Source organism: Streptomyces hainanensis (assembly GCF_004348415.1).
Classification (GTDB): domain Bacteria; phylum Actinomycetota; class Actinomycetes; order Streptomycetales; family Streptomycetaceae; genus Streptomyces; species Streptomyces hainanensis.
The window spans coordinates 1-13,597 of the sequence record NZ_SMKI01000187.1 but is presented as its reverse complement, the minus strand read 5'-3'; the positions used below and the strand labels follow the sequence as shown (position 1 = coordinate 13,597).

Here is a 13,597-nt window from a genome sequence, read left to right as displayed (position 1 = left end):
ACACCGGTCCTGACATGCCGACACCAGGAACGTTAGCCAGACTCCCGGGCGTTGTCTGCCCTCTTATGGCCCCGTTAAGGAACGACTCAGGAGGGGTTAAAGGACGCCCGGTCGACCGGCCGCGCGTTCAGCGTTCCGCGCGCCGTCGGGAACGGGGCGGCCGGCATCGGGGCCCGCGTGCGCTCCAAGGCGGCCGAGGCGGCCGGCTGGCCGCGGTGGGGTGCCCTGACCGGGTGTCACCCGGCGGAGGGCGACGGGTCGGGGGTGTCCGGGGAGTGACATGGGTCGCACCGCCTTTTCGGTACCCCCGTGGAGCCAGGCACGGTTGACATGGTTAGGTATGCCTAACCTAAATTAACCGGTCGGAGTCGCCGTCACCCACCCCCGTCACGTCGCTCCACCCGGCGCGAGATCCGCGCACGAACCAGCCGCCAAGACAAGGGACACCCCGAGAACCCATGAGCATGCCCGGCCACGCCCCACTCGTGCCCGTGCCCCCGACCCTCCTGGAACCCGATCTGCTGGCCGCCGACCCCGCCGGCCTCGCGGAGGTGGGACGGCTCGTCACCGAGCTGACCAGGGAGGCCGCCGGCGCCCTCCGTCGCCGCACCGGCCCACTCCCGGCCGTCACCCCACGGGAGTTGACCCGACTGCTGGACGACGAGCTGCCGGACGGCCCCCTCCCCGCCACCGGAGGCGGACGCCAGGCGGTGCTCTCGCTCGCCCGCTCCTACGCCGCCTACACCGTCGACCTCGCCGACCCACGGGCCGCCGCCCACCTCCAGCCCCCGGCCCTGAGCGTCGCCGCCGCCGCCGACGTGCTCGCCTCCGTCTTCAACGCCTCCGTCGACACCTGGGACAGCGGCCCCTACGCCGTCGAGATCGAACGCCGGCTCATCCGCTCGCTCACCGACCTCGCCGGCTACGGCCCGGGCGCCGACGGCGTGCTGACCCCGGGCGGCACCGCCTCCAACCTCCAGGCGCTGCTGATGGCCAGGGACGTGGCGCTGCGCGCCCACCGCGACATACGGGGCGGCGGCCTCACCGGGCTCGACGCGCGTCCCGTCGTCCACTGCTCGGAACTCGCCCACTTCTCCGTCGCCCGTGCCTGCGCCGTCCTCGGTCTCGGCGAAGACGCGGTGCGCACCGTCCCGGTCGACGACGCCCACCGGATGCGGCCCGCCGAACTCGAACGCGCCCTGCGCCTGCTGGCCCCGAACGAGGTGCCGATCGCGGTCGTCGCCACCGCCGGCACCACCGACTACGGCTCCGTCGACCCGCTGCCCGAGCTCGCCGCCATCGCCCACCGGGCCGGCACCCGGCTGCACGTGGACGCCGCCTACGGCGGCGGCGCGCTCTTCTCCGAGCGGCTGCGGCCGCTCCTCGACGGCATCGAGGCCGCCGACACGATCACCATGGACCTGCACAAGACCGCCTGGCAGCCGGCCGCCGCCAGCGTGCTGCTGGTCCGCGACGCCAGGGACCTCGCCGCCGCCACCGGGCTGCGGGTCGGCTACCTCAACCCGGACGACGACGGCGCCGCCGGCTACGACGGACTCCTCGGCAACTCGATGGCCACCACCCGCCGGGCCGACGCGTTCAAGGTCGCCGCCACCTTCCTCGCCCTCGGCCGCGAGGGCGTCGGCGCCATGCTCGACGCCTGCCACGACCTGGCCAGGGACGCGGCCGACGCCGTCGAGGACCACCCCAGGCTCGAACTCACCACCCGACCCACGCTCACCACCGTGGTCTTCCGCTACGTGCCGCGCGCCGGCGGCGTCTCGGACGCGGTCAACGGCGCGCTGCGCCGCCGACTGCTGGCCGAGGGCGCGGCGCTGATCGGCCGCACCGACGTCGCCGACGCCGAACCCGGCACCGGCACCGTCCGGTTGAAGCTCACCCTGCTCAACCCCCAGGCCACCGCGCACGACATCGCGGAACTCCTCGCCGCGGTGGACGCGGCCGGCCAGGCCGTGGAGGCCCAACTGTGAACGACAGCACCACCGAAGAACCGGTACTCGACCTCGCGGCCGTCGGCGTCGGCCCGTTCAACCTCTCGCTCGCCGCGCTCGCCGACGAGGTGGACGGGCTCGCCTTCGCCGCCTACGACCAGCGCCCCGCCTACGACTGGCACCCCGGCCTGATGTTCGACTGGGCCTCGCTCCAGGTGAGCTTCCTCGCCGACCTGGTCACGCTGATCCGGCCCACCAGCCGCTGGTCCTTCCTCAACTACCTGGTCGAGCACGACCGGATGTACCCCTTCTACATAGCCGAGCGCTTCCACGTGCCGCGCCGCGAGTACGCCGACTACTGCGCCTGGGTGGCCGGCCGGCTGCCGTCGCTGGGCTTCGCCACCTCCGTGGACGGGGTGCGCTGGCTCGCCGACCGCGACCTGTGGGAGCTGACGCTGCGCCGCACCGACACCGGGGCGGTCATCAGGCGACTGGCCCGCAACATCGCCCTGGGCGTGGGCACCGAGCCGTTCCTGCCGCCGCCGCTGGCCGGCGTCGCGGGGGAGCGGGTCTTCCACGCGGGCGAGCACCTGAACCGGATCGAGGGCCTGGTGGCGGCGGGCGTCCGGGAGGTCACCGTGGTCGGCTCCGGGCAGTCGGGCGCCGAGGTCTTCCTCGACCTGCTCCGCCGGCAGCGCGAGGCGGGCTGGGCGGTCAACTGGCTCACCCGCTCCTGGGGGTTCGCCCCGCTCGACTACTCCAAGCTGGTCCTGGAGTACACCACCCCCGCCTACATGCGGTACTTCAACGGCCTCGAACCCGCCGTCCGGGACCGGCTGATCGCCTCCCAGTGGCAGCTCTACAAGGGCATCGACACCGAGACGATCGACCTCGTCCACGCCGAGCTCTACGACCACCTGCTCGACGGCGACCGGCCGCCGGTCACCCTGCTCCCGGCCACCGCCGTCCACGCGGCGGCGCTCGCCGGCGACGGGGTGCGGCTGACCACCCGGCACGCCGACACCGGCCGGGAGGCGGCGCACGAGACCGGCGCCGTGATCGCCGCCACCGGCTACGCGCCGCGCCGCCCGGAGTGCCTGGAGCCGGTGGAGAAGCTGATCGCCTGGGACGACCGGGGCCGCTACGACGTCAGCGAGGGGCACCGGATCCGCACCGCGCCCGAGGTGGGCGCCGGCCTGTACGTGCAGAACGCCGAGCTGCACACGCACGGCGCCGCGGCCCCCGACCTGGGCATCGGGGCCTACCGCGGCGCGCTGATCCTGAACGCGGTGACCGGCCGGGACGTGTTCCGCATCCCGCGGCGCACCGCGTTCCAGTCCTTCGGCCCGGCCGCCGGCCGGGTGGGCGGGTCCTAACCGAGCTGGATGGACCGCTTGGCCAGGCCACCCCAGAAGCCGTCGATCACGGTGCGCTGGGTGGCCAGGTCGGCCTCGCCGGCACCGAGCGCCACGAACAGCGGCGCGAAGTGCTCGGTGCGCGGGTGGGCGAGCCGGCCGGCCGGGGAGGCGTGCTCGAAGTCGAGGAGCGCGTCGACGTCCCCGTCGGCCAGCGCCTCCCGGCCCCAGGCGTCGAACTCCCGTGACCAGCCCGGCGCCTGGTCGGGGCCGCTGTTCCAGGTCAGCTCGGACAGGTTGTGGGTGAAGAAGCCGCTGCCCACGATCAGCACGCCCTCGTCCCGGAGCGGCGCGAGCCGGCGGCCGAGCCGCAGCAGCCGCTCGGGGTCGAGCGTCGGCATGGACAGCTGGAGCACCGGGATGTCGGCGGCCGGGAACATCTCGGCCAGCGGCACGTAGGCGCCGTGGTCGAGCCCGCGGTCCGGCGCCTCGTGCACCCGGGTGCCCGGCCCGTCGAGCAGGCCGCGCACCGCGGCGGCCAGCTCGGGGGCGCCGGGCGCCGGATAGGTGACCCGGTAGTACCGCTCGGGGAAGCCCCAGAAGTCGTGGACCAGCGGCACCGTGGTGGTGGCGCCGAGGGTGACCGGGGCGGCCTCCCAGTGCGCCGAGACGATCAGGATCGCCCTCGGCCGGGCGATGCCGGCCGACCAGTCGGCCAGCTGGCCCGGCCACAGCGCGTCGTCGGCGAGCGGCGGCGCGCCGTGGCTGAGGTAGATCACGGGCGTCCGGGGCCCGGTGGCCGGGCCTTCGGTGACGGTCATGGCGATACCTGCGATTCGTCTCGGGTGGTGCGGTGCGGGTCGGTCGGTCAGTTCCGGAAGAGCAGCACGATGCCGGCGACGGCCAGGCCGAGGGCGACGGCGGCCGCGCCGGTGGCCAGCCGGTGCTCGCGCAGCCGGGGCAGCGGCAGATGCCGGTCGACGGCGTGGCGGCCGGGCCCGGTGAGCGCGAGCGAGGCGGCGCCCAGGCCGAGCAGCAGCGGGAGCTCGATGCCGGCCGGGGCGAAGAAGCCGGCGTCCCAGTGCGCGGAGACGATGACGTTGAGCATTGTGCCGACGACGGCCGCCCCGGCCAGCGGGGTGAGCACCCCGAGCGCCAGGCCGAGGCCGCCCAGCGTCTCCGAGAGGCCGGCCACCAGGGCCATCGTGCGGCCCGACGGATAGCCGAGGGACTCGAAGAACATGCCGGTGCCGTCCAGGCCCGAGCCGCCGAACCAGCCGAAGAGCTTCTGCGCGCCGTGCGCGGCGACGGTGAGCCCGACGGCGAGGCGGAGCAGCAGCAGCCCGGTGTCGTGGGCCGGCGCGGCGGCGGCCCAGGCCGGCGCGGGCGCCGGGCGGGTGGTCGTCGTCGTGGGGGAGGTCATCGAGCTGTCTCCTGAGGGTGGGGGCCGAGATTGGTTCAAATTCGAAGAACTGAACCGGCTCCACCGTAGCCGGTGATTCCAATTTGAACAACCAGCCTATGATGGGAGGCATGAACGAGACCCGCTGGTTGGACGCGCGCGAGATGGCGGCCTGGACGGCGTTCCTCGACGCCAGCCACCGGGTCTTCCGCAGCGTGGAACAGCAGCTCAAGGACGACGCCGGGCTCTCCCACCCGCAGTACGAGATCCTGGTCAAGCTCGGCGCGGCCGGCGCGGCGGGAATCCGGATGACCGAGCTGGCCGAGTCGCTGATCACCTCGAAGAGCGGGCTCACCTACCAGATCGGGCAGTTGGAGAAGCGCGGCCTCGTCACCCGCGGCGCCTGCCCCACCGACGTCAGGGGCGTCACCGCCCGGCTCACCGAGTCCGGCCGGGCCGCGCTGACCGAGGCGGCGCCCGGCCATGTGGCGCGGGTCCGCGAGGCGCTGATCGACGTGCTCGACCGCGACCAGCTCGACACCCTCGCCCAGGCGCTCGGCCGGGTCAGCGACCGGCTGCGCGACGGCTGACGCGGGCCGCCCGACAACGCCTCCACGGGCCGGCGAAGCCGGCCTACGGCAGAATCGGCGGGGTGAACCTCCGCATCGACCCCACCGCGGCCACCGCGCCCTACGAGCAACTGCGCGCCCAACTCGCCGCCCAGGCCAGGAGCGGCGAACTACCCGTCGGCCACCGGCTGCCCACCGTCCGCGGCCTGGCCGGCGAGCTCGGGCTCGCCGCCAACACCGTCGCGAAGGCGTACCGGATCCTGGAGGCCGACGGGGTCGTGGAGACCAGGGGCCGCCACGGCACGTTCGTGGCCGCGGCCGGCGACGCCGCCGCGCGGGAGGCAGCGGCGGCGGCCCGGGCGTACGCGGAGCGCGTCGGCCACCTCGGCCTGGACCGGGAAGCGGCCCTGGCCACCGTCACCGACGCGATCCGCGCCGTGTACGGCTGAGCCGCCGAAGGACGGCGGCGGAGCCGCCGCGGGGGCGGCTCAGCCGTACGGGGATCGCGCCGGTCGGAACGGCCTCGGCCCGGGACGAAGCATCGGCCACCGACATCGACGCGATCCGGGCCGCCGACCGCGAGCCCCCGTGTACCCCGGAGGCGGCCCAGAACAGGCGGGATCAGACCCGCGAGGCGCCACCGCCCCACAACCAGACCGTGGTGTCGGTGGGCAGCTGCCCACCGGTGATCCGGTCGCTGGACAGCAGCACACCCCAGGTGCGGGGCAACGGGAACGGTTCCTCCGAGAAGTTCACCGCGCACCGCAGCACCGGGGAGCGCTCGAACCACAGCACACCCTCCGGCGCGTCGAGCCAGCTCAGCTTCCCGCTGTCGAAACCGGGCTGCTCGCTCCGCAGCCGCAGCGCCGAGCGGTACAGCTCCAGCATGGAGCCCGGCGTGCCCGACTGGAACTGGGCGCTGAACTTCTCCCACTCGGCCGGCTGCGGCAGCCACGGCGGCTCGCTGCCCCGGCGCGCGAAGCCGAACGGGCTCTCCGAACCCGACCACGGCATCGGCACCCGGCAGCCGTCCCGCCCCCTGACCCGGTGGCCGGAGCGACCCCACAGCGGGTCCTGGAGCGCCTCGTCCGGCAGGTCCTCGACCTCCCAGAGGCCCAGCTCCTCGCCCTGGTACAGGTACGAGCTGCCCGGCAGCGCCAGCATCAGCAGCGCCGCCGCCCGCGCCCGCCGGGTGCCCAGGTCCCGGTCCGCGTGGCCGTTGTCCGACCGGTAGAGATCGTGGGTCGTGTCACGACGCCCGTACCGGGTGACATGGCGCGTCACGTCGTGGTTGGACAACACCCAGGTGGCGGGCGCCCCCACCTCGGCGAGCGAGCCGACGCTCCGGTCGACGATCTCGCGGATCGACTTGAACTCCCACGGCGACCTCAGGAACGCGAAGTTGAAGGCCGTGTGCAGCTCGCCCGGGCCCAGATAGCGGGCCATCTGGTCGTCCCGGGAGTTCGCCTCGGCGCAGAACACCCGGTCGCCGGCGTACGACTCGGCGATCTTGCGCCAGGACTGGTAGATCTCGTGCAACCCCTCCTGGTTCCAGTGCGGATGGCCGTCCTTCCAGGGGCCCTCCTCGAACACGGCGTCCTCGGGTATCCCGATGTCGGGCAGCGCCGGATCCTTGACGAGACCCGAGGCCACGTCGATCCGGAAGCCGTCCACGCCGCGGTCGTACCAGAACCTGAGGATCGACTCGAACTCCGAACGAACCTCCCGGCTCGCCCAGTTGAGATCGGGCTGCTCGGGCGAGAACAGGTGCAGGTACCACTGGCCGGGGGTGCCGTCCGGCTCGGTGACCCGGGTCCAGGCCGAGCCACCGAACCGGCTGCGCCAGTCGTTGGGCGGCCGCGAGCCGTCCGGCCCCCGACCGTCGCGGAAGTGGTAGCGCTCACGCTCGGGTGAGCCGGGCGCCGCGCTCAACGCCTCGGCGAACCACGGATGTCGGTTCGAGGTGTGGTTGGGCACGATGTCGAGGACCACGCGAACGCCGAGCGCGTGGGCCTCGGCGATCATCTCCTCGCCCTCGGCGAGCGTGCCGAACACCGGGTCGATCGCCCGGTAGTCCGTCACGTCGTAGCCGCCGTCGGCCATCGGTGACGGATACCAGGGCGTGATCCACACGGCGTCGACGCCCAACTCCCTGAGGTACGGCAGACGGGCACGAAGGCCGGCGATGTCACCGATGCCGTCCCCGTTGCCGTCCGCGAAGCTGCGGATGTAGACCTGATAGATCACGGCGGTGCGCCACCAGGGCACGGTCGTGTTCTGCTGAATGCGGGTGCGGGGCACGTATCTTCCATTCCTCTTGCGAGTTGACCCTGGAAAATGCGCGGTTGGAGCGGCTCACCGCGCAGTAGTGCGGCTGTGCTGGTCCGGTTCGGGTCCCGGCCGGGGTGAGGAGGGATGTCGAGGACGCGCGACACGAGCCGCGCCGGTGGTGCCCCGGACGACAAGCCGGGTGGGCACCACCACCTGGGCCGGTTCCTCACTCGACCCCGACAACGCGTCGAGGATCTGCTGAGCGAGCAACTCGCCCTGGTAAGCGACGGGTTGAGCAATGGTGGTGAGGTCGAGCAGCTCGGCCGTCTCGTGGTTGTCGAACCCGATGACCGAGACGTCGTCGGGGGCGCGCAGCCCCATCCGGCCCATCGTGCGCAGCGCGCCGAACGCCATCTGGTCCGACTCCGCGAAGACCGCGGTCGGCGGATCCGGCAGGCTGAGCAACTGCGCCATGGCCGAGGCGCCTTCGTCGATCGTGAGGTTTCCCGGCGCCTCGAGATCGGGGTCGTAGGGGATCCCCGCCTGCGCCAACACCGTGCGATAGGCGTGCTGGCGCACGATCGGGGTCGTGAAGCCCCGGGGGTCGCCGAGGGCGCCGGAGATCATGCCGATCCGCCGGTGCCCCAGGTTGATCAGGTGCCGCACCGCGGTGCTCGTGCCCTCCGCGTTGTCGATGGAGACGTGCCAACAGCCGGGGATGCGGGTGCCGAGCACGGCTATGGGCACTTCCAACGAGACCAGCGACTCGCTCTCGGTGGCCGAGAGCGGCAGGTTGAGCACGATCAGCGCGTCCACGCGCCGGCGCGGCGGCATCCGGGCGAAGAACCGCTCGTGCACGCGCTCGTCGCCCAGGTTGTAGAGCAGGATGTCCAGGTCGTTGGCGCGCAGCACCGAGTCGATACCGGCCACCACCTGGCTGTAGAACCAGCGGTTGACGAACGGCAGGATGACGCCCACCGTGCCCGTCCGTCCGGAGGCGAGGCTCGACGCGTGCGGGGAGACCGCGTAGGACAGCTCCTCCGCGGCGCGCAGCACCCGCTCACGGGTGGCCTCCGAGACGTTCGGTAACCCTCGCAGCGCGCGGGACACGGTGGCGGTGGACACCTCCGCGCGCCGCGCGACGTCGATGATGCTGGCGGCCATAACCCTCCGATCACGGCGATGAGCCGAACGTACTGCCGAGGGCGGAGGTAATGCAATCGTTTACATGAAAGGATCTTGGCGATCCGGCGAATTGGTGTCCCTGACGGCCAGGTTGACAGAAGCGCCGCAGGTGAAAGCCCTGAAACGGGTGATGTAAACGTGTGCATGCAACGTGGCAACCGTGTCACCCTCCCGGGCACCCCGCGGCCGCGCGGCGACGGCCCGACCACCAGCTTGGCAACTCGGAAGCCCGGAGTTGGGTGGAACGCCGAAACCCGCGCGTAACACGGAACCGGCCGCGCCTATTCTGACGTGGCACGACGGGGGATTCGGGGCGAGGAGAGGTCGGGGGCGGATGTCGGGGGAGAACCCGGCCGCGCTGGAGTTCGCGGCGCGGCTGCGCGAGGTGAAGGACCGTTCGGGGCTCAGCTTCGGCACCCTGGCCAAACGGCTGCACACCAGCACGTCGACACTGCACCGCTACTGCGTGGGCTCGGTGGTGCCGGCCGACTACGCCCCGGTGGAACGCCTGGCCCGCGCCTGCGGCGCCAGCGGCTCCGAACTGCTCGAACTGCACCGCCTGTGGCTGCGGGCCGACGCCCTGCGGCCCACGGCCCGCCAGGCGACCACGGCCTCCGCCGCCGGCACGGCGGCCGCTTCCGCGGAGGTAACGGACCTTGCGGCCCGGGCCCCCGCCGGAGGCGCGGGGCATGTGCGCCCCGGAGGGGCGGACGCCGCTCCGGGCGGGCCCGGCCTGCCGGCCGGTGCGGCCGCTGCCGCGGCCTCGGGACCGGCCGGTCCCGGTGGGGGCGGTACGCCCGCCGGGCCGGGGGGAGTCGGCCCCGGTGAGCCCGCGGGTGGGCCTGGCCTGGCGGCCGGTGAGGTCGGCGTGGGCGCCGGTCCTGCCGGTGCGGTGGCCCCTGACGGGGGCTCTGGTGGGCCTGTCGCCGCAGTAGACGTCACCGGCCCCGCGGCCCGGGCCCCCGCCGGAGGCGCGGGGCATGTGCGCCCCGGAGGGGCGGCCGCCGCTCCGGGCCCGGCCGGCCTTCGGCCGGCGAGGCGATGGTGGGGCGGCAGGCTGCCGGCGCTGCTCGGCGGCTGCGCCGCGCTCGTGGTGGTCGCCGTCACGGCGGTGACCGTCGCGGCCGCGCGGGACGACGAGCCGGTGCCGCCCGCACCGCCCGGCGCGCCCACGGAGCCCACGCCCGAGCCCGTGCCGCTGAGTTGGGAGACCCGCTCGCACGTCTGGGCCGGCGGCTGCGGGCACCGCTATCTCGTGGACCGCGATCCGGCCGCGGTGCCGGCCCCGCCCGTCGCGCAGGACGCCGAACGCTGGGCCGCCGAACTCGGCGCGGTGCACGGCGGATCCACCATCGTGGAGTCGACCCTCAGGGCCGGTGGCCCGGAGCCGGTCGTGGTCGAGGCGGTGCACGTCCGGGTGGTCGAGCGGCGCCCGCCGCTCGACTGGCCGGCGTTCGACATGGAGTTGGGCTGCGGCGGCGCCCTCACCCCGGCCGCCTTCACGGCGGACCTCGACGTGGACCGGCCCGTCGCCCGCCCGAGGGACGGCTTCGACGGCATGAGCGGGGACGAACTGCCGGCGCCCGAGCCGCCGTTCCTGGTCGGCGAGGGCGAGCCGCTGGTGTTGCGCGTCGAGGCCGCCACCGTCGACTGCGACTGCGACTGGTACGTCGAGCTCGACTGGACCAGCGGCGCCGACAGCGGCCTCGCCAGGATCGACGACGACGGCCTGCCGTTCCGCACCAGCGGGGTGCCAGGACCCGTCGACGACGTCTACGCCCACCCGGCGGGCCGGTGGGAGCCGGGCCACGTCGGCTGAGCGAGCCCGCCGTCCCCCTTCAGGCCGTCACGCCGTCCGATGCCGCGCGCCGTGCACGGCCGCGATGACCGCCGTGGCGGCCGCCGCGACGGCCGCGATGGCGAAGCACGTCACGTACGCGTCCACCGTCGGCACCCCCGTGCCCGGCAGCACGTCGCCGACCAGGATGGCCGCCGTGGCCGCGCTCGCCAGGCTGCCGCCGGCGGTGCGGACCAGCGAGTTGACGCCGCTGGCGATGCCGCTCTGCTCCATCGGCACGTGCTGCACGGCCAGCGTGCCGAGCGCCGCGTAGGCGATGCCGAAGCCGACGCCCTGGATCGCGCTGAAGACCAGGAAGTCGGCGACCGAGTCGTGCCGGAGGGCCAGCCACAGGTAGGCGAGGGCCGCGAAGGCCGAGCCGATGGACAGTGTCCTGGCGGCGCCGAGCTTGGCCTCGAAGCGGCCGGCCAGGGCCGAGAAGAGCAGCATGGTGACGGTGCTCGGCAGCATGTAGAGGCCGACGTCGAGCACCGACCCGGACAGGCCGTAGCCGACGGCCTCCTCCGGGGTCTGGATGAAGTTGGAGACCAGCTGGAAGGCCGCGAACATCGCGAAGCCCAGCAGCAGCGAGGCCAGGTTGGCGGAGAGCGACCTCGGCCCCACCAGCAGCGGCAGCCGCACCAGCGGATCGCTCACCCGCAGTTGCGTCATGACCCAGACCACGCACAGCACGACGGCGGCCGCGAACAGGCCGAGTATCCGGCCGTCGGTCCAGCCCCAGGCGTTGCCCTGGCTGATGCCCAGCAGCAGGCTGACCAGGAAGCCGGCGAGCAGCAGGGCGCCCGGGATGTCGGGGCGGCCGCCGGTGCGCGAGGTGGACTCGGACGTGCACGTCACCACGAAGCCGAGGCCGACGACGGCCATCGCGGCCGAGATCCAGAACACCGGGTGGTGGGTGTCGGTGTTGTCGGCGATGACGCCGGTGACCAGCATGCCGGCCGCGCCGCCGACGCCCATGGTGGCGCTCACGACGCCGATCGCGGTGGTGACCCGCTCCCGCGGGAAGGTGTCCCTGATCATGCCGATGGCCAGCGGGATCACGGCGGCGGCCGCGCCCTGGAGCGCCCGGCCGGCGATCATCACCGTCAGCGAGTCGGAGAGCGCGCACACCACCGAGCCGACGACGAGCAGCGCCATCGTCAGCATGATCATCTTCTTCTTGCCGTACATGTCGCCGAAGCGGGAGAGCAGCGGGGTGGCGACCGCGCCCGCCAGCAGCGTGGCGGTGAACACCCAGGCGACGGACGTCACGGTGGCGTCGAAGGTCTGCGCCAGCCGGGGCAGCAGGGGCAGGACGAGCGTCTGCTGCAGGGACACGACGAGACCGGACACGGCGAGTGCCAGGAGCGTCAGGCCGGGGCGGCTCGTCGTCGACCGACCGAGGCGGTCCGGCTCGGCCGCCGCGATGGTGGTGTCTGTCACAGGGGGCTCCTGTTTCCACGGTTCCGGGTGTTCCACGATTACTTAACTCAGGAAAACAGTAGCTTACTTGACTTAGGCAATGAGCTGGTAAAGTGGGTCCATGGCCACACCACACCCGCCGGCCGCCCGCGTGCCGGCCGAAGTGATCCAGATCGAGCGCGAGTTGCATCGGATCGCCTACCTGAGCAGTCGGGCCAGACAGCACGACCGCCTCATGGCCCTGTCCGGAGTGCCACTCGACCGGGCCGCCGTGTCGCTGCTGCGCGGCCTCGCCGACGTCGAGCGGCTGCGGGTGGGGGAGTTGGCCTCCCGGCTCAACGTGGAGGCGCCGCACGTCACCCGGCAGGCCCAGCGGCTGGAGCGGGCCGGCTATGTGGAGCGCGGCCCCGACCCCGACGACGGCCGGGCCCAGTTGGTCGGCCTCACCCCCGCCGGTCGGGACGCCGTCGACCGGATCCGTGAGACCTCGCGGCGCGGCATGTGGGACGCGCTGGGCCACTGGGCCCCCGAGGATCTGCGTCAGCTCGCCGACCTGTTCCAGCGCATGGTCGACGACTTCGTCGACTACGCCGCCGACCAGGAGACCCGAGAGGCCCAGGAGAACCAGGAGAACCAAGAGAGCCAGGAGAGCCAGGAGAGCCAGGAGACCTCCCGATCGCCCGTCGGACATGACGCATGAGCCCCGCAGCCCCCGACCTGTTACGAGCCTCGGCCACGGCGCCGCGCCACTGCCGGCGCGCGGCGCCGGCCAGCGCGTGCTGGTCGCGGTCCACGACCCCGGCACCCACGAGGTGCTGTCCACCACGCTGGAGCTCGCCGGCTACCGGGTCGGCACCGCCGGCAGCCGCACCGAGGTCATCGCCCGGGTCGCGCGGCACCGCTTCGACCTGGTGGTCATCGACGTGTCGCCGCCGGACGGCAACGGCTTCCCCGTCCTCCGCCCCCAGGACGCCGACCGCCCCCGGGTGTTGCTGCTGATCGCCCACGAGGCGCTCGGCAGCGTCGTCCACCGCCTCGGCCACGGGGTGGACGACTACGTCACCAAGCCGTTCCGCGTCGCCGAGGTGCTGGCCAGGGCCCACGTGCTGCTGCGGCGCGGCGGGCCGCCGCGCGCCGAACCCCCGCCGGGCTACGCGGACCTGACGCTGGACGACGTCACCTGCCGGGCCCGGCGCGGCGAGCGCGTGCTGGACCTCACCCCGGCCGAGTACCGGCTGCTGCGCTACCTGCTGGCCAACGCGGAGCAGGTCGTCACCAAGGAGCAGATCTGCTACCACGTCTGGGGCGAGTTCCGGGGCGACAACGCGATCGAGAAGCTGGTCTCCCGCCTGCGCCGCAAGGTCAACCAGCAGCAGCCCGCCCTCCTCCACACCCGCCGCGGCTTCGGCTACTGGCTCGGCAGGCTGTGACCCCGATCACGTCAGGTTGACGTCAGGTGATCGGCCGGTCGCGGTCAGCACCGCCCGGTTTCCTGGGACCCGAGGTCGAACGAGGCGCCGGCACCGCGTCGGCGCCCCGCGACCCCCACCCCTGTCTCTTATACACATCTTACGCTGCCGACGAACTCTAGGGTGTAGATGGTT

General features: G+C 73.4%; 12 protein-coding genes. 7 read left to right on the top strand and 5 right to left on the bottom strand.

What is annotated here, in order from left to right; translation table 11 throughout:
* Nucleotides 1-491: 491 nt before the first annotated feature.
* Both E1283_RS18410 and E1283_RS18405 read left to right on the top strand, forming a co-directional pair.
* A complete protein-coding gene (locus tag E1283_RS18410) occupies nucleotides 492-1,991 on the top strand; it encodes a pyridoxal phosphate-dependent decarboxylase family protein (RefSeq protein WP_165956165.1) in 1,500 nt (499 codons plus the stop codon).
* On the top strand, nucleotides 1,988-3,328 hold the full coding sequence (locus E1283_RS18405; protein WP_132819170.1) for a lysine N(6)-hydroxylase/L-ornithine N(5)-oxygenase family protein: 1,341 nt from the start codon (nucleotides 1,988-1,990) through the stop codon (nucleotides 3,326-3,328). Before E1283_RS18410 ends, E1283_RS18405 begins: the two co-directional genes overlap by 4 nt.
* Here the strand turns inward: E1283_RS18405 and E1283_RS18400 are convergent.
* Both E1283_RS18400 and E1283_RS18395 read right to left on the bottom strand, forming a co-directional pair.
* Entirely contained in the window at nucleotides 3,325-4,128 is an 804-nt protein-coding gene (locus E1283_RS18400) for a dioxygenase family protein (protein WP_132819169.1), read from the bottom strand. The two genes, E1283_RS18405 and E1283_RS18400, sit on opposite strands and share 4 nt — an antisense overlap.
* A 47-nt stretch (nucleotides 4,129-4,175) precedes the next feature.
* Nucleotides 4,176-4,730 carry a DoxX family protein gene (locus E1283_RS18395; protein WP_132819168.1) on the bottom strand — a complete coding sequence of 185 codons (555 nt, stop codon included), beginning with the start codon at nucleotides 4,728-4,730 and terminating at the stop codon, nucleotides 4,176-4,178.
* Nucleotides 4,731-4,840: 110 nt separating this feature from the next.
* On the opposite strand from E1283_RS18395, the gene E1283_RS18390 reads away from it, so the two are divergent.
* Together E1283_RS18390 and E1283_RS18385 are read left to right on the top strand one after the other, a co-directional pair.
* Nucleotides 4,841-5,299: a MarR family winged helix-turn-helix transcriptional regulator gene (locus tag E1283_RS18390; RefSeq protein WP_132819167.1), complete on the top strand. Its 459-nt coding sequence runs from the start codon at nucleotides 4,841-4,843 to the stop codon at nucleotides 5,297-5,299.
* Nucleotides 5,300-5,361: 62 nt separating this feature from the next.
* Nucleotides 5,362-5,727: a GntR family transcriptional regulator gene (locus E1283_RS18385; RefSeq protein ID WP_132819166.1), complete on the top strand. Its 366-nt coding sequence runs from the start codon at nucleotides 5,362-5,364 to the stop codon at nucleotides 5,725-5,727.
* 172 nt (nucleotides 5,728-5,899) lie between these two features.
* Here the strand turns inward: E1283_RS18385 and E1283_RS18380 are convergent, their stop codons facing one another.
* Together E1283_RS18380 and E1283_RS18375 are read right to left on the bottom strand one after the other, a co-directional pair.
* Complete coding sequence (locus E1283_RS18380; protein WP_132819165.1) at nucleotides 5,900-7,579, bottom strand: glycoside hydrolase family 13 protein; 1,680 nt, start codon at nucleotides 7,577-7,579, stop codon at nucleotides 5,900-5,902.
* Between the two features lie 54 nt (nucleotides 7,580-7,633).
* Nucleotides 7,634-8,713, bottom strand: coding sequence for a LacI family DNA-binding transcriptional regulator (locus tag E1283_RS18375; protein WP_132819164.1), 1,080 nt, complete (start codon nucleotides 8,711-8,713; stop codon nucleotides 7,634-7,636).
* A 355-nt stretch (nucleotides 8,714-9,068) separates the two neighbouring features.
* Between E1283_RS18375 and E1283_RS38165 the strand changes: the two genes are divergently transcribed.
* Nucleotides 9,069-10,553 (top strand): helix-turn-helix domain-containing protein, encoded by a 1,485-nt coding sequence (locus tag E1283_RS38165; protein ID WP_132819163.1) that lies wholly within the window; start codon nucleotides 9,069-9,071, stop codon nucleotides 10,551-10,553.
* A gap of 27 nt (nucleotides 10,554-10,580) precedes the next feature.
* On the opposite strand, the gene E1283_RS18365 is transcribed toward E1283_RS38165, so the two are convergent.
* Nucleotides 10,581-12,014, bottom strand: a complete 1,434-nt coding sequence (locus tag E1283_RS18365; RefSeq protein WP_132819162.1) for an MFS transporter — start codon at nucleotides 12,012-12,014, stop codon at nucleotides 10,581-10,583.
* Nucleotides 12,015-12,114: 100 nt separating this feature from the next.
* On the opposite strand from E1283_RS18365, the gene E1283_RS18360 reads away from it, so the two are divergent.
* Nucleotides 12,115-12,693, top strand: coding sequence for a MarR family winged helix-turn-helix transcriptional regulator (locus E1283_RS18360; protein WP_132819161.1), 579 nt, complete (start codon nucleotides 12,115-12,117; stop codon nucleotides 12,691-12,693).
* On the top strand, nucleotides 12,683-13,423 hold the full coding sequence (locus tag E1283_RS18355; RefSeq protein WP_132819160.1) for a response regulator transcription factor: 741 nt from the start codon (nucleotides 12,683-12,685) through the stop codon (nucleotides 13,421-13,423). Before E1283_RS18360 ends, E1283_RS18355 begins: the two co-directional genes overlap by 11 nt.
* Nucleotides 13,424-13,597: the final 174 nt, after the last annotated feature.